Source organism: Planktotalea sp., from assembly GCF_018607995.1.
Lineage (GTDB): Bacteria > Pseudomonadota > Alphaproteobacteria > Rhodobacterales > Rhodobacteraceae > Planktotalea.
Genome location: NZ_JABBAL010000023.1, coordinates 151,528 through 174,287, shown reverse-complemented (window position 1 = coordinate 174,287; position 22,760 = coordinate 151,528). Strand labels below are relative to the sequence as shown.

Annotated in this window: 20 protein-coding genes, 1 tRNA gene, 2 pseudogenes and 1 riboswitch; of the genes and pseudogenes, 8 read left to right on the top strand and 15 right to left on the bottom strand. The window is 55.0% G+C overall.

Annotation, left to right across the window (positions count from 1 at the left end):
- Window positions 1–90 precede the first annotated feature (90 nt).
- Window positions 91–627 (bottom strand): flavodoxin domain-containing protein, encoded by a 537-nt coding sequence (locus tag QZ280_RS09335; protein WP_293443051.1) that lies wholly within the window; start codon window positions 625–627, stop codon window positions 91–93.
- 113 nt (window positions 628–740) lie between these two features.
- Between QZ280_RS09335 and QZ280_RS09330 the strand changes: the two genes are divergently transcribed.
- Entirely contained in the window at window positions 741–1,406 is a 666-nt protein-coding gene (locus QZ280_RS09330; protein WP_293443049.1) for an SOS response-associated peptidase, read from the top strand.
- On the opposite strand, the gene QZ280_RS09325 is transcribed toward QZ280_RS09330, so the two are convergent.
- Window positions 1,403–1,792 (bottom strand): hypothetical protein, encoded by a 390-nt coding sequence (locus QZ280_RS09325; RefSeq protein ID WP_293443046.1) that lies wholly within the window; start codon window positions 1,790–1,792, stop codon window positions 1,403–1,405. The two genes, QZ280_RS09330 and QZ280_RS09325, sit on opposite strands and share 4 nt — an antisense overlap.
- Before the next feature lie 241 nt (window positions 1,793–2,033).
- Here QZ280_RS09325 and QZ280_RS09320 point away from each other — a divergent pair.
- From QZ280_RS09320 to QZ280_RS09305, 4 genes are all read left to right on the top strand, one after another.
- Window positions 2,034–2,108: transfer RNA gene (locus QZ280_RS09320), tRNA-Gly, on the top strand.
- A 98-nt stretch (window positions 2,109–2,206) separates the two neighbouring features.
- Window positions 2,207–4,027: an ABC transporter transmembrane domain-containing protein gene (locus QZ280_RS09315; protein ID WP_293443042.1), complete on the top strand. Its 1,821-nt coding sequence runs from the start codon at window positions 2,207–2,209 to the stop codon at window positions 4,025–4,027.
- A 125-nt stretch (window positions 4,028–4,152) separates the two neighbouring features.
- On the top strand, window positions 4,153–4,461 hold the full coding sequence (locus QZ280_RS09310) for a LysM peptidoglycan-binding domain-containing protein (RefSeq protein ID WP_293443039.1): 309 nt from the start codon (window positions 4,153–4,155) through the stop codon (window positions 4,459–4,461).
- Between the two features lie 191 nt (window positions 4,462–4,652).
- Window positions 4,653–6,533 carry an acyl-CoA synthetase gene (locus QZ280_RS09305; RefSeq protein WP_293443036.1) on the top strand — a complete coding sequence of 627 codons (1,881 nt, stop codon included), beginning with the start codon at window positions 4,653–4,655 and terminating at the stop codon, window positions 6,531–6,533.
- 73 nt (window positions 6,534–6,606) lie between these two features.
- Here the strand turns inward: QZ280_RS09305 and QZ280_RS09300 are convergent, their stop codons facing one another.
- The 3 genes from QZ280_RS09300 to QZ280_RS09290 all read right to left on the bottom strand — a co-directional run bounded on the left by QZ280_RS09300 (window position 6,607) and on the right by QZ280_RS09290 (window position 10,210).
- On the bottom strand, window positions 6,607–7,839 hold the full coding sequence (locus QZ280_RS09300) for a mandelate racemase/muconate lactonizing enzyme family protein (RefSeq protein ID WP_293443033.1): 1,233 nt from the start codon (window positions 7,837–7,839) through the stop codon (window positions 6,607–6,609).
- Window positions 7,836–8,921, bottom strand: coding sequence for a zinc-binding dehydrogenase (locus QZ280_RS09295; RefSeq protein ID WP_293443031.1), 1,086 nt, complete (start codon window positions 8,919–8,921; stop codon window positions 7,836–7,838). The genes QZ280_RS09300 and QZ280_RS09295 overlap by 4 nt, the downstream gene beginning before the upstream one ends.
- A gap of 77 nt (window positions 8,922–8,998) precedes the next feature.
- Window positions 8,999–10,210, bottom strand: coding sequence for a TCR/Tet family MFS transporter (locus QZ280_RS09290; protein WP_293443028.1), 1,212 nt, complete (start codon window positions 10,208–10,210; stop codon window positions 8,999–9,001).
- Window positions 10,211–10,388: 178 nt separating this feature from the next.
- On the opposite strand from QZ280_RS09290, the gene QZ280_RS09285 reads away from it, so the two are divergent.
- Both QZ280_RS09285 and QZ280_RS09280 read left to right on the top strand, forming a co-directional pair.
- Window positions 10,389–10,976, top strand: a complete 588-nt coding sequence (locus QZ280_RS09285; protein ID WP_293443026.1) for a GyrI-like domain-containing protein — start codon at window positions 10,389–10,391, stop codon at window positions 10,974–10,976.
- Window positions 10,976–11,401: a DUF1801 domain-containing protein gene (locus QZ280_RS09280; protein WP_293443023.1), complete on the top strand. Its 426-nt coding sequence runs from the start codon at window positions 10,976–10,978 to the stop codon at window positions 11,399–11,401. Before QZ280_RS09285 ends, QZ280_RS09280 begins: the two co-directional genes overlap by 1 nt.
- A gap of 72 nt (window positions 11,402–11,473) precedes the next feature.
- On the opposite strand, the gene metK is transcribed toward QZ280_RS09280, so the two are convergent.
- The 8 genes and pseudogenes from metK to miaB form a co-directional block, all read right to left on the bottom strand.
- Entirely contained in the window at window positions 11,474–12,655 is a 1,182-nt protein-coding gene (gene metK, locus QZ280_RS09275; protein WP_293443020.1) for a methionine adenosyltransferase, read from the bottom strand.
- Window positions 12,656–12,661: 6 nt separating this feature from the next.
- A riboswitch (SAM-SAH riboswitch) is annotated at window positions 12,662–12,709 on the bottom strand.
- A 32-nt stretch (window positions 12,710–12,741) separates the two neighbouring features.
- Entirely contained in the window at window positions 12,742–14,202 is a 1,461-nt protein-coding gene (gene lnt, locus QZ280_RS09270; protein WP_293443017.1) for an apolipoprotein N-acyltransferase, read from the bottom strand.
- 3 nt (window positions 14,203–14,205) lie between these two features.
- A complete protein-coding gene (locus tag QZ280_RS09265; RefSeq protein WP_293443014.1) occupies window positions 14,206–15,108 on the bottom strand; it encodes a hemolysin family protein in 903 nt (300 codons plus the stop codon).
- A gap of 50 nt (window positions 15,109–15,158) precedes the next feature.
- A complete protein-coding gene (ybeY, locus tag QZ280_RS09260) occupies window positions 15,159–15,647 on the bottom strand; it encodes an rRNA maturation RNase YbeY (RefSeq protein ID WP_293443011.1) in 489 nt (162 codons plus the stop codon).
- A gap of 95 nt (window positions 15,648–15,742) precedes the next feature.
- The gene (locus tag QZ280_RS09255; RefSeq protein WP_293443746.1) at window positions 15,743–16,723 is read right to left on the bottom strand and encodes a PhoH family protein; all 981 of its coding nucleotides are present in this window, start codon (window positions 16,721–16,723) and stop codon (window positions 15,743–15,745) included.
- Between the two features lie 157 nt (window positions 16,724–16,880).
- Window positions 16,881–17,195, bottom strand: a complete 315-nt coding sequence (locus QZ280_RS09250; protein WP_293443008.1) for a hypothetical protein — start codon at window positions 17,193–17,195, stop codon at window positions 16,881–16,883.
- A gap of 4 nt (window positions 17,196–17,199) precedes the next feature.
- Window positions 17,200–17,821 (bottom strand): annotated as a pseudogene (locus QZ280_RS09245) (OmpA family protein).
- A gap of 338 nt (window positions 17,822–18,159) precedes the next feature.
- The gene (gene miaB, locus QZ280_RS09240; protein ID WP_293443005.1) at window positions 18,160–19,482 is read right to left on the bottom strand and encodes a tRNA (N6-isopentenyl adenosine(37)-C2)-methylthiotransferase MiaB; all 1,323 of its coding nucleotides are present in this window, start codon (window positions 19,480–19,482) and stop codon (window positions 18,160–18,162) included.
- A 161-nt stretch (window positions 19,483–19,643) separates the two neighbouring features.
- On the opposite strand from miaB, the pseudogene QZ280_RS09235 reads away from it, so the two are divergent.
- Window positions 19,644–20,484 (top strand): annotated as a pseudogene (locus QZ280_RS09235) (hypothetical protein).
- Window positions 20,485–20,575: 91 nt separating this feature from the next.
- Here QZ280_RS09235 and QZ280_RS09230 read toward each other — a convergent pair.
- Window positions 20,576–21,367, bottom strand: coding sequence for an enoyl-ACP reductase (locus tag QZ280_RS09230; RefSeq protein WP_293443003.1), 792 nt, complete (start codon window positions 21,365–21,367; stop codon window positions 20,576–20,578).
- A 6-nt stretch (window positions 21,368–21,373) separates the two neighbouring features.
- Window positions 21,374–22,603, bottom strand: a complete 1,230-nt coding sequence (locus tag QZ280_RS09225) for a beta-ketoacyl synthase N-terminal-like domain-containing protein (protein ID WP_293443000.1) — start codon at window positions 22,601–22,603, stop codon at window positions 21,374–21,376.
- Between the last annotated feature and the right edge of the window lie 157 nt (window positions 22,604–22,760).

Sequence of the window (22,760 nt, the reverse complement as noted above, 5' to 3'; positions counted from 1 at the left end):
GATCAAAACCCGCGCCCTATTCCCTTTGCGTTTCGTTGGTCTTCAAAATACCTCGGGGGAAGGCCGCAGGCTTGGGTGCAGCGCCCCCATCTAGCGCTTCCACTTTTCGAGCGCTGCGCGCATACGAACTCCGTAACGCCGCGCTGTTTCCAAATCACCACCCGACAAAATCTCATCCCCTTCGCGCGGAACACTGGCCGTGACGCCTACCCAAGAGCCGTCGGTGTTGATCCCCTCATTCTCAGCCACAACTGGTGCGCCAGTTTCGGCATTGCCGATCCAGATTATCCCCATTTGCGCTGCGAAAATAAACATGCTGGTCAAAACATTCAGCTTATCACCTGCCGGATGCATTGCCGTGGAAAACCCACCCGCAAGTTTGTCACGCCATTGGCCCGTGTCCCAGCGCGTGGCGGCTTCTTCGATGAACTGCACAAAAGGAGTGGGCAGACCACCCATGTAAGTCGGCGCGCCCATAATGACCGCGCCAGCACTATCCAGTGCGCGCCAATCTGCGTCGCTAAGCGCGGTCACATCAAATAGGCGTGCGGCGCTCCCTTTGGCGATGGCCTCTGCCAATGCGCGCGTGTGTCCGTCCACCGAAAAATAGACAATACAAATACTCATGAAATCCCTCCCCACATAATTTGAGAACCATATTCTTATGTGAAGAAGATGGAATTGAATTTTCTTAGAAAATTCGTGTCGCGTTTCATTTCGATTGCCCTACACTCAAGCGCATGTGTGGACGCCTTGCAGTAACTCTTCCTAATGACGCGATGGCGCAACTCTTTGCGGCGCAGCCTGCAAATGATCTTCCCGAGGTGCCAAATTATAACGTCTGCCCGACAACCCAATTGCACACGATCCAAAGCGAGGGTGGCACGCGTCGCCTCTCTTCGATGCGATGGGGGTTTATCCCGCGCTGGTATGAAAAACCGAATGGCGGCCCACTTTTGATCAACGCGCGTGCGGAAACGATTGCAGAAAAACCCGCGTTTAGAACAGCGGCGCGCGAACGGCGCTGCCTTATCCCCGCGAGCGGATTTTATGAGTGGACCAAAGACAGCGAAGGTGGGCGTGACCCTTGGTTTATTCACGCACACGACAAAGCTCCGCTCGCCTTTGCAGGAATTTGGCAAGATTGGCAGCATGGCGAAGAAACGCTGCGAACTTGCGCTGTCGTGACCTGTGCCGCGAACACTTCCATGAGCGCGATTCACCACCGCATGCCCGTCATCCTTGCGCAACAGGACTGGGCGCTGTGGCTCGGCGAGCAAGGCAAAGGCGCAGCGCTGCTGATGCAGGCCGCGCCGGAAAATCATTTACAATTCTATCGCGTCGATCGCGGCGTCAATTCTAACCGCGCAAGTGGCGCGCATTTAATTGACGCTGTAAGCGCTTAGTTAGACGATTCTGGTCCGTCGGTGCCGTCAAAAGCGTCATTGTCGTCTCCGTTGACATCACCCAAAGGTGCGAGGTCGAAGGAGAAGGTCCCTGCGATTTCCGCATCAGAGACCAAACCGAACGAAAGCGCGGTCTCCGCGGAGATTGACAAAACGTAGTCCATGCTCGTCGCCAAGGACCCTGTGGTCCAGTTTGCATCGCTTGCGATGACTTCGATAGAGTAGTTTTTATTATTGGTAAACGTCACAGTATCGCCTGGGGCGAGATACGTGATTTCCGGGTAGAACGCACCTTCTTCAACGAGAATGCTATAGTCATTTGCGCTTGCGACCTGCGCAAAGCTCAAGCTGAGCGCGGCCATTGAAAAAAAGATAGGCTTGAACATCATATCACTCCTTTTGCGCTGTCAGAAACGCAAGTTGTTTGGAGCAGGGATAGGAGTGCTAGAAGGCAAAAATGAGGCAAAAGTGCGCAAGTTTTAAGCATCAATCTTGTGGTAGACTCGAGTGATACCCCAACGTTTTGCGCAGAGCATCACCAAATACAGTGAAACGCAGAGTTTAGTGACTTTCCTCACATGTGCGCCTTGACCCTTTGTGAGGGCTGACTTATGTCCAATCCAGCGCGCGGGCGTTGTGTAATGGTTAAGACCTCAGTTTTCCAAACTGAAGATGAGGGTTCGATTCCCTCCGCCCGCTCCATCCTTCCACTCCAGAATGAATAGCGCGCCCATGTGCCGCGCTTGACCCAAGTGCTTAGGTGCCTTTAATGCGACTGATCAGCGTTTTAAGGATTACTCATGGCCTCCGACACCACGGCACCTGCCAACCAAATTGCTCCCAATCTGACGGAAGCAGAACGCGCGAAATCGAAAGAACTGTCTACCCTGCGCCGCCTCTGGCCGTTCCTGGCACCCTACAAACCACTGGTGATTTTCGCGTCTTTGGCGCTGACTCTAACGGCCTTTGTGTCGCTTCTAATGCCTTTGGCTGTGCGCCGCGTCATCGACAATTTTGAATCAGCGGATGGCGGCCTGCTCGATCAGTATTTCGCGTCAGCATTGGCGATCACCGCCTTGCTCGCGCTGGGCACGGCGCTGCGCTACGCATTAGTCACGCGCTTGGGCGAGCGGGTGGTTGCAGATATTCGCAAGGCCGTGTTCGACCGCGTCATTGCCATGAGCCCCGAGTTTTACGAAAAGATCATGACAGGCGAAGTCCTGAGCCGAATTACCACAGATACAACGCTGATCCTTTCGGTGATCGGATCATCGATCTCTGTCGCTTTGCGCAATATGTTGATTTTCATTGGTGGCTTGATCTTGATGCTCTTCACCTCTGCCAAACTCACGGGTCTTGTGCTTTTGCTAGTGCCTGCTGTCATCGTGCCGATCTTGCTCATGGGGCGTCGTTTGCGCGTGCTGAGCCGCGAAAACCAGGACTGGATCGCGGCCTCCTCAGGCAATGCTTCGGAAACGCTAGGCTCTGTGCAAACCGTGCAAGCCTTCACGCACGAGGCCCAAAGCCAACATATGTTTGCAGATTTTACCGAGAAAAGTTTCGATGCTGCGCGCCGCCGCATCACGGTGCGTGCCTACTTGACGGCAATCGTGATCTTCTTGGTTTTCTCTGGCGTCGTCGGTGTCTTGTGGATCGGCGCGCGGGACGTGCGCGCAGATCTGATGAGCACGGGTGCGCTTGTTCAATTCGTGATCTACGCTGTGATGGTGGCGGGGGCCGTTGCCGCCCTTTCGGAAATTTGGAGCGAATTGCAACGCGCTGCAGGTGCGACGGAGCGTTTGGTCGAATTGCTCGATGCTGAAGACACCGTCAATGATCCCGAACAGCCTGTGGAATTGGCTACACCCGTAAAGGGCGAAATCGCGTTTGAAACCGTGTCATTCCGCTATCCTACCCGTCCAGACACGCCCGCACTTGAAGAGGTGAGCTTGGATATTGCATCGGGTGAAACGATCGCATTTGTCGGACCTTCGGGGGCGGGAAAAACCACGATTATTCAGATGATCCAACGCTTCTATGATCCGCAATCGGGGGTAATCCGGCTCGACGGCGTACCTCTGACAGCGATGGATCGCGACAGGTTTCGCCAGCATATTTCACTAGTACCGCAGGACCCCGTCATTTTCGCCGCCTCTGCCCGCGAGAACATTCGTTTCGGGCGACCAGACGCGAGCGATGCTGATGTGGAAGAAGCGGCCAAGGCTGCTGCTGCGCATGACTTTATTTCCGCGCTACCGGATGGTTATGACAGCTATGTGGGTGAACGCGGTGTGATGTTGTCGGGCGGTCAAAAGCAACGCATCGCAATTGCGCGCGCGATTTTGCGTGACGCGCCTGTATTGCTTTTGGATGAGGCGACCAGTGCGCTTGACGCGGAAAGCGAACGCGCGGTGCAATTGGCTGTGGATGAATTGTCCCAAGGGCGCACCACTTTGATCGTCGCGCACCGCCTTTCGACTGTGAAGAAGGCTGATCGCATCGTCGTGCTTGAAGCTGGGCGCGTCGTCGCGACCGGAACCCATGACGCATTGGTCGCGCAGGACGGTCTTTACGCGCGCCTCGCGCGGCTTCAGTTCACGGCAGGGTTTGAAGACGCCTGAATTCCCCTCGCGTCCAAGTGTGGCTCGCGTCAAAGTCGCGTCTGACTTATCAAGGATGGATATCAGATGGGTTTGTGGAGTTTTGCGAAAGACGCAGGCAAGAAGCTGAAGGACTCGACCTTCAAGTGGACGGAGACAAAGTACGCTTTGCAGGCGTTGGTGCGGTCAGCCCGTCCATTCGTGAGAAGATCATTCTTGCGGTTGGTAACGTGACAGGCATTGACGCAGTTGAAACGGATGAAGACGACGGTCTAACACCTGTGTTCTACACCGTTGAAAAAGGCGACAAGCTTTGGGCATTTGCTGAAAACGCGATGGGCAACGGATTAAAATACACAGAGATCTACGAGGCGAATAAACCAATGCTCAGCCACCCTGACAAAATCTATCCAGATCAGGTTCTGCGTATCCGGCAGGAAGGCGTAGAAGCGTAGGCTTACACGATCTGAAACAGTTTGAAGGGGAGCAGTTTGGCGGCTCCCTTTTTCGTGAGATGGCCGGTAAGTCATAGGTTTGGCGCAAAACTACCCTTGGGAATGCTTGCCTTTAGGGTGCCCTTTGCTCATCTTAGCGCAAACGTGTGTACATGCGCGCGAGAGTGTTATGGTTCAGGGGAGGAGCAACCATGGGATTTGCATCCATTGCAGACAAGATAGCCTTAGAAGCGGAAATGCCGTGGTCAGAGCGCGACGTGCCCACGACGCTTTACGGATTACTCAGCCGCACGGCGACGAAATTTCCGAACCACTCGGCTGTCAGCTATCAGTTGTTTTCAGGCCCAACCGATAAGGCAGAAACGTTAAGCTGGTCCGAGCTGCACGACAAAACCGTGCAAACGGCGAACCTGTTTCGCAAACTCGGTGTTGGCGAGAAGGATGTCGTGGCCTACATCCTCCCGAACGCGAATGAGACAACTTTGGCCTTGCTTGGCGGGATGGTCGCGGGAATCGTAAACCCAATCAATCCGCTTTTGGAAGCAGATCAAATCGCAGCAATACTGCGCGAGACGGGCGCGAAAGTCGTGGTAACTTTGAAGGCGTTCCCGAAAACGGATGTCGCGCAAAAGACCGCTGAAGCGGTGCGCCATGCACCAAACGTGAAGACCGTGCTTGAGGTGGATCTCAACCGCTACCTCACGCCACCCAAAAGCTGGATCGTGCCTTTGGTGCGTCCGAAAAACCCTGTCGCACACCATGCCAAAGTGCTGAATTTCGTCCGCGAAGTTGCACAACAGAACACGACACTGGACTTTGCAGATAGCAAAGCCGATCGCGTCGCCGCTTATTTCCACACAGGTGGCACGACGGGCATGCCCAAGGTCGCGCAGCATACCTATAACGGGATGATCTATAATGGCTGGCTGGGTCACGAGTTGCTGTTTACAGAAGACGACAACGTGATTTGTCCGCTGCCTTTGTTCCATGTTTTCGCGGTGCACGTGATTTTGATGGCGGCTATTTCAAGTGGTGCGCATGTGGTTTTCCCAACCCCGCAAGGCTATCGTGGCGACGGCGTGTTCGACAACTTCTGGAAACTTGTTGAGCGTTGGAAAATTAGTTTCATCATTACCGTGCCGACCGCGATCTCTGCGCTGATGCAGCGTCCGATTGATGCCGATGTAAGCTCTGTGAAAACTGCGTTCTCCGGCTCCGCGCCGCTACCTTTGGAGTTATTCAAGCGATTTGAGGAAGCCACGGGCGTGCAGATCGTCGAAGGCTATGGCCTGACGGAAGCAACCTGTCTGGTCTCAATCAACCCGCCTGAGGGGGAAAAGAAGGTTGGGTCTATCGGGATGACCTTCCCCTATTGCGATGTGAAAATCCTCAAAGATACACCAGATGGGCCGCTTGAATGTGCGGTGGACGAAGTGGGCGAGATTTGCATTTCCAATCCGGGTGTCTCTGTCGGTGCGACCTATACTGAAGAAGACAAGAACCGGGATTTGTTTCATGGTGAATATTTGCGCACAGGCGACTTAGGTCGCTTTGATTCCGATAATTATTTGTGGATCACAGGCCGTGCGAAAGATTTGATCATTCGCGGCGGTCACAACATTGATCCTGCGGAAATTGAAGAGGCCTTGCTGGGCCACAAAGCCGTCGCTTTCGCGGGGGCGATTGGTCAGCCAGATGCGCATGCGGGTGAAGTGCCTTGCGCGTTCGTTGAGTTGGTCGCAGGTGCAAGCGTTACAGAGGCGGAGCTGATGGAGTTTTGCAAAACCAACGTGCACGAACGTGCAGCGCAGCCCAAACATATGACCATTCTGGAAGAATTGCCAAAGACGGCTGTGGGCAAAGTGTTCAAGCCGGATCTGCGCAAATCCGCGATTACGCGTGTGTATAACGGCGCGCTTGAGAAAGCAGGTGTTGAGGCGCGTGTCGTCTCCGTTGTGGATGACAAGAAACGCGGATTGGTCGCGCAATTGTCTGCGTCTTCAGATGAGGACAGCGCGATTACCGACGTGCTCGGCTCTTTCATTCGCCCTTGGGAGCGCGTTGCGGGCTAGCGCAAATTTTCTAGAAAATTAGAATTCCGGCCCTAAGGGGCCGGGAGCTTGTTTGGAAAGATCAAGATCAGCCTTAGTCTTTGGGGGCAGGTGCGCCGCCTTCAAAGTTGTTGCCATTCGCGTAGTCACACGGCTCTTCCTGCATTTGCAAATGTAGCCCATCGCCTGTGTAGGGATGCGCGCGGGCAAGCTCTTCGTCGACGCTGATGCCCAGACCGGGCGTTGTCGGTGGGGTGATGAACCCGTCCTCGACTTTGAGTGTGCTTTTGATCAGCGCGTCGTGAAACGGCGTTTCAATCGTTTCTGCCATCAAGATGTTCGGGATGGAGGCCGCGAGGTGGATGTTCGCGGCCCATTCCACAGGTCCAGCATAAAGATGCGGCGCCATTTGCGCGTTGAAGACTTCAGCGATAGCTGCGGTCTTTTTCATCTCCCATATACCGCCAGCCCGACCCAAAGCGGGTTGCAAGATTTCAGCAGCGCCTGCGCGCAGGACTGTCGCGAATTCCGACTTAGTCGTCATCCGCTCACCGGTCGCCACAGGGATGCGCACATTACGCGCGACGCGGGCCATGTCCTCGATGTGATCGGGGGGGGTGGGTTCTTCGAACCAAAGGGGTGAGTAGGGTTCCAGCGCTTGGCCAAGGCGGATTGCGCCGGCGGTGTTGAACTGGCCGTGCGTGCCAAAGAGCAGATCGGCCTTGTCGCCCACAGCCTCACGGATGGCTTTGCAGAAGGCGACGGATTGACTGATGTCGCTCATCGCAGGCATGTGGCCGCCGCGCATCGTGTAGGGGCCGGCGGGGTCGAATTTGACCGCCGTGTAGCCACGCGCGACGGCATCAGCGGCGGATTCTGCGGCCATTTCGGGGGAGGTCCAGAAGGCGGCCATGTCGTGGTGCGGTAGAGGGTAGAGGTAGGTGTAGGCGCGGATGCGCTCGTTCATTTGCCCGCCAAGCAACGCGTAGACAGGACGCTCGCGCGCTTTACCGAGGATGTCCCAGCAGGCAATCTCCAGTCCCGAAAACGCACCCATGACCGTCAGGTCAGGGCGTTGCGTGAAGCCGGAGGAATAGGCGCGACGGAACATCAGCTCGATGTTTTCAGGGTTCTCGCCTTGCATGTGCCGCTTGAACACGTCCTCGATCACGGGGCGCATCGCATCTGGCCCGATGGAGGAGGCATAGCATTCACCCCAGCCGGTTATCCCCGTGTCTGTCGTGACTTTGACGAGGATCCAGTAGCGCCCACCCCAACCCGGGGCAGGGGGGGCGGTAACGATGATATCGAGGTCTTGCAGCTTCATTTGAACATGATCACATTGCGTTTGGCAGAGCCTGATTTCGTGTCCTCAATCGCTTCGTTGATCTGATCAAGCGACCAACGGCCAGAGATCAGCTCGTCCAGCTTCAAACGTCCTTGGCTATACATATCGACCATCCACGGGATGTCGCGTTGAATTACTGCGTCGCCCATTTTGGAGCCGATCATCGACTGACCGACGGCGGCGAAATTCGCTGCCTCATATTCGGATTTGGCACCTGTCGCCGGCATGCCGACCATGACCACCTTGCCGCCATAGGCGAGGTAGCGTGCGGCGTCTGTGTAGGCCGCCGCAACACCAACAGTTACGATCACCGCATCCGCACCGCGCCCGATGGCCGCCTTCGCGTCGCGCCATGGTTTGTCACCGGTAGCCAGCACGCCGTCGGTCGCACCGAACTCCTTTGCGATCGTAAGCTTTTCTTCGCTCATATCGACAGCCACGATGCGGCGCGCACCCGCGATCCGTGCGCCTTGAATGGCGTTCAAACCAACACCGCCCGCGCCAATCACCACAACATCCTGACCCGCTGTCAGCTTGGCTGCGTTGACCACTGCACCCACACCTGTGATTACGCCGCAGGCCAGCAGGGCGGCCGCATCTTTCGGAATATCTTCAGCGATTTTGACGACTTGGCGCTGATCGACAACGACCTTTTCCGCAAACGCGCCGCAGGCCATCGCCTGATGCAACTTGCCGCCATCTGCGGTCTTCAAAGGCCCGAGATCGCCGTCATAAGGTGTCTCGCACAAAGTCGGTGCACCGCCCGCGCAACACACGCAATTGCCACAGGCGCGGATAAGGGTGACAACCACGCTATCGCCCTCAGCCAATCCGCGCACGCCACCGCCAACGCTGGTGATCTTACCCGCCGCTTCATGTCCATAGACCGCAGGCAGGGAGCCGCCCCAAGCGCCGCCCGCATAGGAAATGTCGGAATGGCAGATCGCGCAGGCTTCGAGCGTGACTTCAATCTCACCCATTTCAGGCGCGCGTAACTGCACGTCCTCAACGGACAATGGGGTGCCAAATTCATGGCATACGGCGGCTTTTATTGTGGGCATTGTGTTCTCCTAAACTTGCGCTCAGGTTTGACCAAGCACAGCCAACAGACAAGCCCGTTTCCGACATTTAGTGGATTTTATGAGGTGGCAGGCGCACGTTTGCGCAGTTGAAAGATCAGCACTGCGACCATCATCAAGGTCCCTGCAATAATGAAGGGCGCACCGGGCAGATAGATCGGTGTCTCCGGATCTGTGAAATAGGCAAAACTACGGGTCATCACGAGGGGGGCCATGATCGCCGCAAGGGAATTGACGGAGGTGAGTACGCCTTGGAACTCGCCCTGAGCATCGTCGCTGACGCGGCGCGACATAATCCCTTGCAAAGCGGGCATTCCAACTGCGCCAAGGGCGGTCAGGGGGATCAGCAGCAAGAGCGACGTGCCCGATGTAATCGCAGCGAAGATGAAGAGGGTCGTTGCCTCTAGCGCGAGGCCGATGACCACAGTTTTGCGATGCCCAAAACGGCGGATTGAGGGTTGCACAAGCACGCCTTGCACGAAAGCAAAGCACAGGCCGAAAATCGCGAGTGACACGCCGATCATGCTTGGCGACCAATCAAAACGCTCCACGCCGTAGAAAGCCCAGACGGAGGGGTAAACGACCGTGCCGATTTGATAGAAGAAATAGACCAGCAACAAAGGGCCGAGGCCCGGAAAGCTGGTGATGGATTTGAAAGCCCCAAACGGATTTGCGCGTGTCCAGCTGAAGGCGCGTCGGGTCGCGTCCGTCACGCTTTCGCGCAATACAAACCATCCCAGTGCAGCATTCGATAGCGCTAGCGCTCCCGCGGCCCAGAACGGCGCGCGTGTGCCGAATTCGGCTAATAGACCGCCAACAACGGGGCCAAGCACAAAACCGATCCCGAACCCCGCGCCAATGAGGCCAAAGTTCGCAGCCTTCTCATCTGGTTTGGACACATCTGCCATATAGGCTGCGGCTGTAGCGTGGGTGGCAGAGGATATTCCGCCAAGGATGCGCCCGATGAAGAGCACCCAAATGCTGGTTGTTAGTGCGGACATCGCATATACTAGGGCCATGATTACCAGCGACACCACGAGGATCGGTTTGCGCCCGTATTGATCGCTAAGCGAGCCGATGACAGGGCCGAACAGGAACTGCATCACCGCGAATGTCGTGGCGAGGATACCGCCCCAAATAGCCGCCTCGCTCAGATTGCCTCCGTCCACTTCGCGCAAAAGATCGGGCATCACGGGCATGATCAACCCGATGCCCATCGCATCGATTGCAACAGTCGCAACAATGAAAAAGATGGGTAGACGTGATGACATTCAGGTGTTCGCTTTGATGCTCGACGATGTCAGCGTAAAGGGCGCGGGCGCAGAACGCCATCGCAATGTGTCGCGCATTGAGTGAGGTTACGCGCAACAGGTTTTGCAGAAGGGCCATGTGATCTGTCGGAGCAGGCTTTAGGCCTCGGGGAAACTGCGGCTCGCGGCGAAGAGGCCGATGGATATCGTATTTTCGTGCGCGTTTTCTGAAAGCTATGGCACCTCACCAGGGAACTATCGCAAGACCGGTTCGCATATGGAATTGCTCAACGCCGCACGCTTGGCGAACGCAGGCGCATTCCCGATGCAATTGCGTGACCTGTCTTTAAGTCACGCGCTAGGTGCACACCGCACAGGCAGCTATATGGGCATTGATCAAGCCTTTGGCACGCTGATGGCCACGCTGGGTGAGGCGGGCAAAATGGGCGAGTTGATTGGTGCCTATGGTGTGTTCTTCGATGATCCAGATGCGTTGTCAGAAAATGAATTGCGCTCTACCGCTGTCGGGCTTTTCGGGCAGGCTGAAGCGCCGATCGGTTCGCTGAAGCAACTTGAGATCGAAGGTGGGACCTACGCTGTGCTCAGCCACAAGGGCCCATATTCAGAGATGCGAGCCGCTTATGATTGGTTGTTTGGCGTGTGGTTGCCCGAAAGCGGATATGAGCTAGGAGATGCGCTGATCCTTGAGGCCTATTTGAACGATCCATCGCAAACTGCACCTGCTGAATTGCTCTCTGAAATTCGTTTGCCGATTGAGGTGGTCTAATGGAAACGCTGGCTCTTCCCGATATGCCGCAAGATGTGAAAGCGGTTTTCGCAACCTATCCTGTTGCGGCACAAGCCAAGTTCGACGTCCTGCGCGAGATCATTTTTGAAGAGGCCGTGCGCCTTGAAATTGGTGCGTTGCATGAGACGTTGAAATGGGGCGAGCCTTCGTATCTAACATCCCAGAGCAAAGCGGGCAGCACGATACGAATGGCGTGGAAGCAGAAAATTCCAAACCAATGCACGCTTTTCTTCAACTGCAATACAGATTTGGTGGAACGGATGCGCGAGGCCTTCCCGAGTGAATTTCACTACTCAGGCAATAGGGCTGTGTCGCTTGATCTCGCCACCGATGTGCCAGAGTTACTGACACGCGCAGTAGTGGCGATGGCATCGACCTATCATTGGGATCGCGCTGGGTGGTAGGTAGTTTTAAAATACAAAAATGCCCTACTGCTTGGTGCGGCAGGGCATTTTTTTTGCGTTTTGAAAAGGAATTTAGACCGCCGCTTTAAGCGCTTCGCTCAGATCAGTTTTCTCCCAAGAGAAACCACCATCAGCATCAGGCTCACGACCGAAGTGACCATAGGCTGCCGTGCGCTCATAGATTGGACGGTTCATTTGCAGATGCTCACGAATACCGCGTGGGGTCAGGTCCATGCACTGTTCAATCGCTTTTTCTATTGCGGTCTCGTGAACTTGGCCTGTCCCGAATGTGTCGCAATAGATCGACAACGGCTTGGACACACCAATCGCATAGGATAGCTGGATTGTGCAGCGTTTAGCCATGCCAGCCGCAACAACGTTCTTCGCGAGGTAGCGCGCGGCATAAGCGGCGGAGCGGTCAACCTTGGTAGGGTCTTTGCCGGAGAACGCGCCGCCACCATGAGGAGCCGCGCCGCCGTAGGTGTCGACAATAATCTTGCGGCCAGTGAGGCCAGCGTCGCCGTCAGGGCCACCGATTACAAATTTCCCTGTTGGGTTTACGTGCCACTCTGTTAGATCCGTGATCCAACCATTAGGCAGAACCTCAAGAATGTAGGGTTCAACAACTGTGCGTACATCATCGGATGTCATATCCTCATCAAGGTGCTGAGTGGACAAAACGATAGAGGATACCCCAACGGGCTTGCCGTCTTTGTAGTTTACAGACAGTTGGCTCTTCGCGTCAGGCCCAAGAGTTGGTTCGGTGCCGTTCTTGCGCACCTCTGCAAGACGACGCAGGATCGCGTGGGAGTACTGGATTGGCGCGGGCATAAGCGCGTCTGTTTCGCTCGTTGCATAGCCGAACATGATACCTTGATCGCCAGCGCCTTCATCTTTATTCGCACTTGAGTCAACACCTTGCGCGATGTGTGCAGATTGCTCATGCAAAAGGTTGGTAATTTCGACCGTTGCATGGTGAAACTTGTCTTGCTCGTAGCCCACATCTTTGATGCAAGCGCGCGCGATATCTTCGATCTTGCCCATGTATTCTTTGAGCTTGGATTGATCGGCCAACCCCACTTCACCACCTATGACGACGCGGTTGGTCGTGGCGAAAGTTTCTGCAGCAACGCGTGCTTCGGGCTCCTCTGTAAGGAACGCGTCGAGAACGGCGTCGGAAATTCGATCGCAAATTTTATCAGGATGACCTTCAGAGACGGACTCCGAGGTGAAGGTGTAGTTTTGACGTGTCATGGATAATGCTCCAGTAGATTTATCCGCCACGTCAGGAAGCCGTTGTGGCAGTCTTTAGTATCCCTTAGATCTGCTTGATCCGTGCGTCAACGTTTCGGCGATCGGTAAGGCAAAATTGTGACACAAAAGAGAGCGAGTAGGATCAAGAGCGCAGGTATGTCTGCGAAACGTGCATAAAGGGTTGGGGTAAAGCGCGGTGGCAGCGCCGCGTCCAAATATCCGCTTTTGCCAAGCGCCAAACTGCTTAGGATCTGCCCATTGGCATCGATTGAAGCGGTGATTCCCGTATTGGCACTGCGCAGCAGTGGCAGACCTTGCTCAATCGCGCGAAATTGCGCTTGCGCGAGATGTTGGTAAGGCCCCGACCACGTGCCGAACCACGCATCATTGGTGACATGCAATAAGAACCGCGGTCGCCCGTCAGCACTGGTCATTTGATGTGGGAAAACAGCCTCGTAGCAAATCAGGGCCAAGGCCTTGCCGATGGGCCCGAGATCTATCAGCGCAGGGCCTGCACCGGGGGTGAAGCCGCTATAGGTTTCCGCCAAAACACCCATGCCAAACTTGCTAAAAACCGCTTCTAAGGGAAGATATTCTCCGAAAGGCACAAGATGATGTTTGTCATAGATCTGGCTAATCCGGCCCGCTTCATCGAGCAAAGCGAGGCTGTTATAGGCGCGCAGGCCTTCGTATCTTTGAGCGCCGATTAGAACGGGTACGCCTGCTGCGGCGTCTGTAATCAGTTCCAAGGCTTGGTCGGCATCATTGAGCCAGGTTGGCAGTGACGTCTCCGGCCAAACGACTAAATCGGGGCGTGGGGCGGCTGCGGTGGCGAGTGTGAGGCGGCGAAAGAAAATGGGTGCATAGTCAGGGTCCCATTTTTGATGTTGTGGCGCATTGGGTTGGGTGAGCCGGATGATTGGCGCATCATCGGTCTGTGGCGGCGTGTCGCCAAGGCGCATCAACCCCAAGCCTGCTAAACCAAGCAAGCCCGCAAGTCCCAGCGCGCCGCCAAGGCGTAGCCCGACGAAAACGGGTAAAGCCGCGAGCGCCAAAGTGAGCGCACCAAGTCCGTGAGGGCCAAGCCATGCTGCAATCTGCGCGATGGGCGTGTCGACCCAAGCGTAGGCACTCAATCCCCATGGAAACCCCGAGAACAATACGCTGTGCGCATATTCTGCAAGGGGCCAAAGGGCCAATATGGTGACAGGTTTGCCGAGCTTGGCGGCCCCCCAGAAAGGCACAGCCCAAAACAAGGCAAGTCCGCTGGCCATGAGAAACAAAGCAAACGGGGCCATCCACGCGGTTGCAGCGAAATCCACTAGGAAGGGTTCGACGATCCAGATCAGCGAGGTTGCAAAATAGCTTGCGCCAATGCTCCACCCTGTCCAAAGCGCGCGGCGGGGGGAGGCGCTGGCGCGTAGCAACCAGACCGAGAGGGCGAAACCGAACAAAACGCCGGGCCAGATACCAAGCGGTGCTTGCGCACTCGTAAAGCTGAGGCCCGCAAGAACACAAAGTGCAAAATGCTTGCGGTGCGGACTCATGATTTATTCGGCTGGAGGCGGTGCAAGGCGCACGCGCAGACGCTTGATGCGGCGCGGGTCAGCGTCGATCACTTCGAATTCATATCCCGCAGGGTGACGCACGACTTCGCCGCGTGCGGGCACATGACCTGCGAGCATGAAGACCAAACCGCCAAGGGTTTCTATCTCTTCTGCGTCGATCTCATCATCTTCAGTGAGGTGAATGCCGATAGCATCTTCGAATTCATCCAAGGGCGCTTTGGCTTGCGCCAGATATTGACCTGACTTTTCTAACGTCCACAGCTCAGCCTCTTCAGTGTCGTGTTCGTCTTCGATTTCGCCGATGACCTGTTCGATGAGGTCCTCAATCGTCACCAAACCATCAACGCCGCCATATTCATCAATCACCAGTGCCATATGCCGACGCTCTGTCTGCATTTTGGTCAGCAAAATTCCGATGGGCATAGATGGCGGAACATAAAGCAGGGGCCGCAACATAGCTTGCATGTCGAAGGTTGTATCTTTGCTGTTAAAGCCGTGCAGCAGCGCGAAATCTTTCAAATGAGCAAATCCTAGCGGGGTGTCGAGCGTGCCATTGTAAACCGGCAAACGGGTCAAGCCGCTGTCTTTGAAAACCTCAAGCAATTCTTCTTTGGTCGCGCTAAGCAGAACACAGGTGATGTCGCCTTTCGGAATAGCGACGTCTTCGATCCGCATACGGCGCAGATTGATCATGCCATGCGGTTGCGCGCGCGGGGTGTTTGGGATTGCTCCGAGCTCTGGTTCGCCTCCGTCTTGCGATGGGCTAAGCGCAGAGATCACGCGTGAAAAAAAGCCTGTCTCGTTTGGAGCGGTGTCTTGTGTGTGCTCGTCGTCACTTTGATGCGCGCTTTGCGCTGCGATAGAGGAGCCGTCTTTGTCGCCCATGGCGCGCTGTAATCCTTTTGTGATAGCGGCGCTCTATGCGCCGAATGTTGTTAATATGGGGTACCTATACCCAGCGTGCCAAGTATCAACACCTCTGTTTGTTCCATCAAAGTGGCATCAAGGTCACGTATATGGTCATACCCGAGCAAATGAAGCACGCCGTGGATGATTAAGTGGGTGGCGTGGTCAGTGAGCGCCTTGTTCGCGACCTGAGCTTCGCGCGCGCAGGTGTCATAGCTGATGGCGATATCACCGAGCTCTGCATCCATTGGGAGGACAGGTTTTTCTGGGCGTGCACCGTTGATATCGCTAGCGCGTTCATCAGAAGGCCAAGATAGTACGTTGGTGGGCGTCGGTTTGTCCCTGAACTCGGTATTTAACTTGGCGATGCGTGTATCATCGCAGGCGAGAATGGCGATTTCGAACACCGTGGGATCGAGGTTGAGTTGGGTGAGCGTTTGACGCGCAGCTGTTTCAGCGAGCGTTGCGAGATCCACGGTTTGCCAACGGCTGTCTTTGATGATGGTGTCTGTCAACATTTTGAATGAACAGGTTGAGGGCCAGCCCCCGGACGCAGGTCAAGCTGAGTGCCAGCCCCCAGATCCCCGAAGTTTATTTGGAAAGATGAAAACATTCAGGTTTTCTTGCGTGCGAGCATGGCTTCATGATCCGCCTCGTAGGCTTCGATGATCGCAGCGACGAGCGGGTGGCGCACCACGTCTTTGGAAGTGAAATAGTTGAAGCTGATGGACGGGATCTTGTTGAGCAAACGTTCCGCGTCCGAGAGACCAGAGGGTACGCCGCGCGGCAGGTCGATTTGGGTGCGATCGCCTGTGATCACCATGCGAGAGCCTTCGCCAAGACGCGTGAGGAACATTTTCATCTGCATTGTTGTCGCGTTTTGTGCTTCATCAAGAACTACGAAAGCGTTGGAGAGCGTTCGGCCACGCATGAAAGCAAGCGGCGCGATTTCAATGCGTTTGTCTTCTAGCAGCTTGGTCAGTTGTTTCGCGGGCAAGAAGTCATTGAGTGCATCGTAGAGCGGCTGCATGTATGGATCGACCTTGTCTTTCATGTCCCCCGGCAAGTAGCCCAGCTTTTCACCGGCTTCTACGGCAGGACGCGACAGGATGATTTTGTCCACATGGCCGCCAATGAACATTGCCACGCCAACAGCCACCGCCAGATAGGTTTTGCCTGTGCCTGCAGGGCCGATGCCAAAGGCAAGCTCATTGTCAAACAGCGATGTGATGTAGGCCTTCTGCGCATCGGTACGCGCTTGAATGGTTTTCTTGCGGGTTTTAATTTCGATGTGATCGCTTTGAAACAGTTCCGCTTGAAACTCGACGTCATCGGTTTTGCGCCGTGGGGCCAGGCCCATGCGCAGCTCAGCTGTGATGTCAGCGGCCTCTACAGATTTGCCATCCTCCAAACGCGCATAAAGCGTGCCGAGCACCTCGATAGCTGCTGCGCGTGCGTCGGCTTCGCCCATGACAACCAAGCGATTGCCACGGCGGATGATTTCAACATCAGTGCCCGTTTCAATCTGGGCGAGGTTCTTATCGTATTCACCACACAGATCAATCAGCAGGCGATTATCGGGAAATTCCACCATTGCTTCGGCAGATGTTGGTAGATCCGGAGATAGTTCGGGTGCGGTCACGCAGCGCTCCTTAGGTTTGGCTGGGGTATATATAGTGCGGGGCAGGACGTAAAAAAGCCGCAGGTGAAATGTCCGTGGTTTGTTTGTGTTTCAAAGATGCCGTTCTGGATCAGAGCACGTCCCCGATAATGCTTGTCGCGCCGCCTTTGAAGTTACCAGTTGCAACGTTTGCAGAGGCCGCGCCAGAGCAAACCGGCTTGCCGTATTTGTCGAGACGTGCAGAGAGGTAGCCCTCAACACCATAGTCGATGATCCAGTAGTCGCATCCGTTTGGATCAACCCAGATACCAGCAATTAACTGGCTTAGATCTCTAGTGTCGGTTCCAAGGTCAATGCCTTTGTCAGCTCCTGTTCGGCCTTCGCAGGCGGCAAAAGCAGTGACAGCAGTAATCGCGAGGGTGATTTTTACGAGTTTCTTTGTCATCTCCTCAGCGCACGCAGATGATTTCAACACAACGGTTCTTGGACATGCCGAAGCGAGATTTGTTGCTCGCGATTGGCAAGCGCTCACCGTAGCCGCGCACATCTGGAACAGGAACACCAGCGCTACGTGCTCTACTGTCGCGGTGCGATTGTAAGAGAGATGCATATTATAGTCGTCTGAGGCGTGGCTGTCCGTATGACCTGCAATGATGTAGGCCGACGCTTTTGAGCTAGGGAAAAAATTCATCAAATGCTGCTGGCCAGAGCAGCTAATGTGTTGGCTGTCGGTTGAGAAGAACTGATCAGGGTTCATCGCGCCACAGACGTTACCAAAGCGGCAGACCGGGATACCTTGGCGGTTGGTGTGCGGCGTCATGTAGCCTTCATCACCATCACCCAGCGCTCGTACCCATCGGCATCAACCCAAATGTTTGGAATGTAGCGCTCGCCCAGAACCGTGCGTGTATTGCCCGTCGCAGCTCCCTGAATAGCAGTCGCAACGCCCTGAGCGTTGCCATATTGTTGTGTACCATACTGCTGAGCAGACGCCGCCGTTGTGAATGCGATGGCACTCACGCTTAGAGTAGCAGCACTTTTTGCAACGATACGAAGTGCTTTGGAAAGCATTTTAACCACAACCATCGTCCTTAATTCCCCCAGAGTGTAGCCATATACGCGGTGTACTTGCTCTGCATCCCACTATATATTTACAGCTTACCAAGTAATGGCCTCGTGTGAAGCTTAATGTGCCGACAAAAGGGTATCTTAGCGCGCCAATTTACCCTTCCGAAGGGTAAATTCGGCTGACGTGTACCTGAAGGTGGGAGTTGCACAGGGGTTCGCTGGATTCTTTGATCTGAATGCAGGTCAGCGATTCGAATGTTGTCGTGTTTTTTAGGGAACTGTGGGGCTCAGGTGCGAGAAAAGCCAAACCGGCTCAAAGGGTTGGCGTGCCCGGAGTTGGGTTAGATCATCGCCCCAGCGAGTGAATTTCGGACTGCTTCAGTGATGCGTGCTTGGACCAAGTCGCCGGGGGCCGCGTCGCAGTCGTTGATATGCACTGCATGCAGATACTCTGACTTGCCGACCATTTGGCCCGGGTCGCGACCTTGCTTTTCGACCAAGATAGTCACATCGCGGCCTACCATACTGTTCTGGATTTCGACCTGCTGCTGCGTGACCAAAGCTTGCAATCGTTGCAAGCGTTCAGCGGCGACCGCGTCTTCTACTTGTAAGCGCTCAGCTGCGGGTGTGCCCGGACGGGTCGAATATTTGAACGAGTACGCATAGCCGTAGCGCACCTCGTTGATCAGATCGAGCGTCGCTTGGAAGTCTTCTTCGGTTTCTTCGGGAAAGCCCACGATGAAATCACCCGACATAAGAATGTCAGGACGCGCAGTGCGGATCCGCTCGATAAGACGCAGATAGCTGTCCGCCGTGTGTGAGCGGTTCATGCGCTTTAAAATGCGGTCAGAGCCGGATTGCACAGGCAAGTGCAGATAAGGCATCAGCTTGTCGCAATGCGCGTGTGCGTCGATCAGGTCATCTTTCATGTCGTTGGGGTGCGACGTGGTAAAGCGGATGCGCGTAAGACCATCGACTTTGTCGAGTTCCCAAATAAGCTGTGCGAGGCCCCATTCATTTCCGTCAGGGCCAGTCCCGTGATAGGCGTTCACGTTCTGCCCGAGCAAGGTGATCTCGCGCACGCCACGCTCTACGAGGTTCTTTGCTTCTTCGACGATGCGCTGCACTGGACGGCTGGTTTCGGTACCACGGGTATAAGGCACGACGCAGAAGGCGCAGAACTTGTCACAGCCCTCCTGAACCGTCAGGAAAGCCGCTGGCGCACGAAGAGCTTTAGGGCGATTTTTGAGGGCTTCGAATTTGTCTTCAATCGGGAAATCTGTATCCAACGCCTTTTCGCCGCGACGGGTTTTGACTTCCATCTCTGCAAGGCGGTGATAGCTTTGCGGGCCAACAACTAGATCGACGGCGGGTTGGCGACGCATGATTTCTGCACCCTCCGCCTGCGCAACACAGCCTGCGACACCGATTTTGAGATCGGGTTTGGCGGTCTTAAGCGATTTCATCCGGCCGAGTTCTGAATATATTTTTTCTGCGGCCTTCTCGCGGATGTGACATGTGTTGAGCAAAATCATGTCCGCATCATCGGGGGTTTGGGTCTCTGTGTAGCCTGAGGCCCCCAAGGCTTCGCTCATGCGTTCGGAATCGTAGACATTCATCTGGCAGCCGTAGGTTTTGATAAAGAGTTTCTTAGTCTCTGCCATGGTAAAACGCCTTTAGAATGAGGGGCGCGCGGTGCGCGGGTCTCGCGCGTGTTACATCAAAACGCTGGGCGCTTGCAATGCATGCACAAATGGCCGATTCTAGCTGGATTGGTAGAAGATAGGGAATTTGGTGTGTCGCGGTATTCGTCGCTCAAAAGTTCATCTCTGGTGCAAAAGAGGTCTTTGTTAAAGGGCCCGTTGCGTTGATCTTTATCTAAGACGATGTCGAAATTGGCACGACTGTGCGACACCACATTGATTGTGGCTTCAAACATGTGATTGCTATGATGCCAGATGCTTTTGATTTGCCGACTGATTTGGTCGATATCGTGCATCGGGTTTCATATGATTTAACCCGTGATGGGACGTTGGAAGAGGCTGTGAATCAGGTTGTCGCGGCTGCACCTGATATTTGGCTCTACTACTGCTATAACGCTGAGTATCTCTTTTACCCGTTTTGTGAGACCCGCAGCGTTGGAGAAATGATCGGCTTTAACGCAGAAGAGCGCCGTGCGAGCGTAATGACCTATGTCGTCGATCTTTATGCGGATGATTTGGAAACCTTTCCCAATGCGGTCTCGCTTGAGCATGCGCATATGGATCGATCCGGCTATTATGCTTTGGCACGTATGAAGCCGGGTACGACATGGCCTGAGGAACGACAGCTCGACTTTTTTGGCGGATTGCGTTGGCGCTATGAAGAGCATGTGACAGAGGCCAGCCGCAAGATAGACCGTGTGTCTTTGTTTAGATCTCAAAAGGGATTGCAACTGCCGTGCGAACCACACGTTTAATGTGCCAGAATACAATACACATGCTTGTGAGTGGCATCACAACCTGTCTGCGGCGATCATGTCGTTTCGCACTGCCAAGGCGTTGAAACGCAACCCAGGTTCATCGTTTGATATTCAAACTTTCAAGTGGCACAATTCTGCGCCGTTTGAGTGGCATTCCCGCCAACTGCTGGATTTGGGTTTGATGGAACTGGGACAGTGGTTTTAGGGGCGCGAATTCTCGACGAAAATTCGAAAGAGGGGGCTAGCCCCCGCCCGCCGCGCGGGCTCCCCCAAAGTTAATTTCGAAAGGTGAAGCTTTACAGGTTGTCTTGTTGTGGCATCCCCAAGACGTGAAAGCCACCATCAACGCGGACGATTTCACCTGTCGTGCAAGCACCTACATCGGAAGCGAGGAAGACAGCAGCACCGCCGACCGCGTCTAGTGTCGCATTGCTGCGCAAAGGTGCGTTTTGATCCGTGTGCTTGTAGGTCTTGCGTGCGCCGCCAATGGCCGCACCTGCAAGGGTTTTCATTGGGCCAGGGCTGATCGCGTTAACGCGGATACCCTCAGGGCCGAGATCGTTGGCGAGGTAACGTACAGTGGATTCTAGCGCCGCTTTCGCCACGCCCATGACATTGTAGTTCGGGGTAACGCGGGTTGAGCCCATATAAGTGAGCGTCAGGATCGTGCCGCCATTGTCGACCATCATTGGGTGCGCGCGGCGTGCAACTTCGATTAAGGAATATGCGGAGATATCCATCGAGTTTTTGAAGTTTTCACGTGATGTGTTGAGGATGCGGCCCGTGAGTTCGTTCTTGTCCGAATAAGCAATCGCGTGGACCACGAAGTCGATGCTGTCCCAGCGTTTGCCAAGTTGTTCAAACGCGTTGTCGAGCGAGGCATCATCGGTGACGTCTACATCGACCATGAAGTCGGAACCAACGGAGGCCGCCAGCGGCTCTAGGCGTTTGCCGAATGCTTCTCCTTGATAGGTAAACGCCAGTTTGGCGCCCGCCTCTGCCATCGCTTTGGCAATGCCCCACGCAATCGAGCGTTCGTTGGCAACGCCCATGATAAGGCCTCGTTTGCCGTGCATAGAGCCTGTCATATCAGATCACCCGTGAAATTTGCTAAGCAGCATAGAGCCGTTGGTGCCGCCAAATCCGAAGGAATTGGTCATCACCGTATCAAGTCCTGCGTTGTCAACGCGGGTGGTTGCGATTTCAGCAGCGTTTAACGCAGGATCAAGCGTTTCCACATTGATCGACGGGATGATGAAATCGTTTTGTAGGGCGAGGAGGCAGTAGATTGCCTCTTGCGCGCCTGTTGCGCCTTGCGAGTGACCTGTCATCGATTTGGTTGAGCTGACCGGAGGTGTTGTGCCTTCGCCAAAGACCCGACGCACTGCTTCGATCTCGCCCACATCGCCAATTGGCGTGGATGTGCCATGCGCGTTGATGTAGCTGACGCTGCGATCGCTCTGAAGTGTTTTCAAAGCCCCGCGCATCGCGCGTTCGCCGCCTTCACCAGACGGCGCAACCATGTCAGCGCCATCGGACGTCGCGGAAAAGCCTGTGACCTCTGCGTAAATTTTTGCGCCGCGTGCCTGTGCGCTTTCTAAGCTCTCCAGCACAACCATGCCGCCACCGCCACCAATCACAAACCCATCGCGGTTCGCATCAAAGGCGCGGGACGCTTTCTCAGGCGTGTCATTATATTTCGAGGACATCGCGCCCATCGCGTCGAAGAGACAAGACAAAGTCCAATCAAGCTCTTCACCGCCGCCCGCAAACATCGTGTCTTGTAAGCCCAGTGCAACCTGCTGCGCCGCCATGCCGATGCAGTGCAAAGATGTTGAGCACGCAGAGGTGATCGAGAAATTCATGCCCTTGATCTGGTACGCTGTCGCGAGGTTCGCGCTGACTGTCGAAGACATCGTCTTGGGTACGGCAAAAGGACCAATGCGTTTCGTCGCACCGGATTTCAACACAACCTGATGCGCGGCGAGCATGGCAGAGGTCGATGGACCACCAGAGCCTGCTATCAAGCCTGTCATTGGATTGATGATCTCTTTCTCAGTAAGTCCCGCATCAGCAATCGCCTGACCCATTGCGATATGGGCATAGGCAGACCCTGGCCCCATGAACCGCAATGTGCGCTTGTCCACGTGATCCTTGATATCAAGATCGATCGCGCCCGCGATTTGGCTGCGAAAGCCGTGCTCTTTCATGTCTTCATTGGCAGTGATGCCAGAGCGGCCTTCTTTCAGAGAGGTTAGAACCTCATCTGCGTTGTTGCCGATGCTGGATACGATTCCCAAACCTGTGACGACGACACGGCGCATGGCGCACTCCCTTTTTAATCTCTTGCTTCTATGTAGGGCAGAGCAGGGCGCAGGTGCAAGGGGGAGAGCACGCGCGAAAGTGACGGTGCGTCGCAGTGGTATCTGCAATCTTGTCGGGGTCAATTTGGCCAGTTACGCAAATGTTATTGAGTTTTGC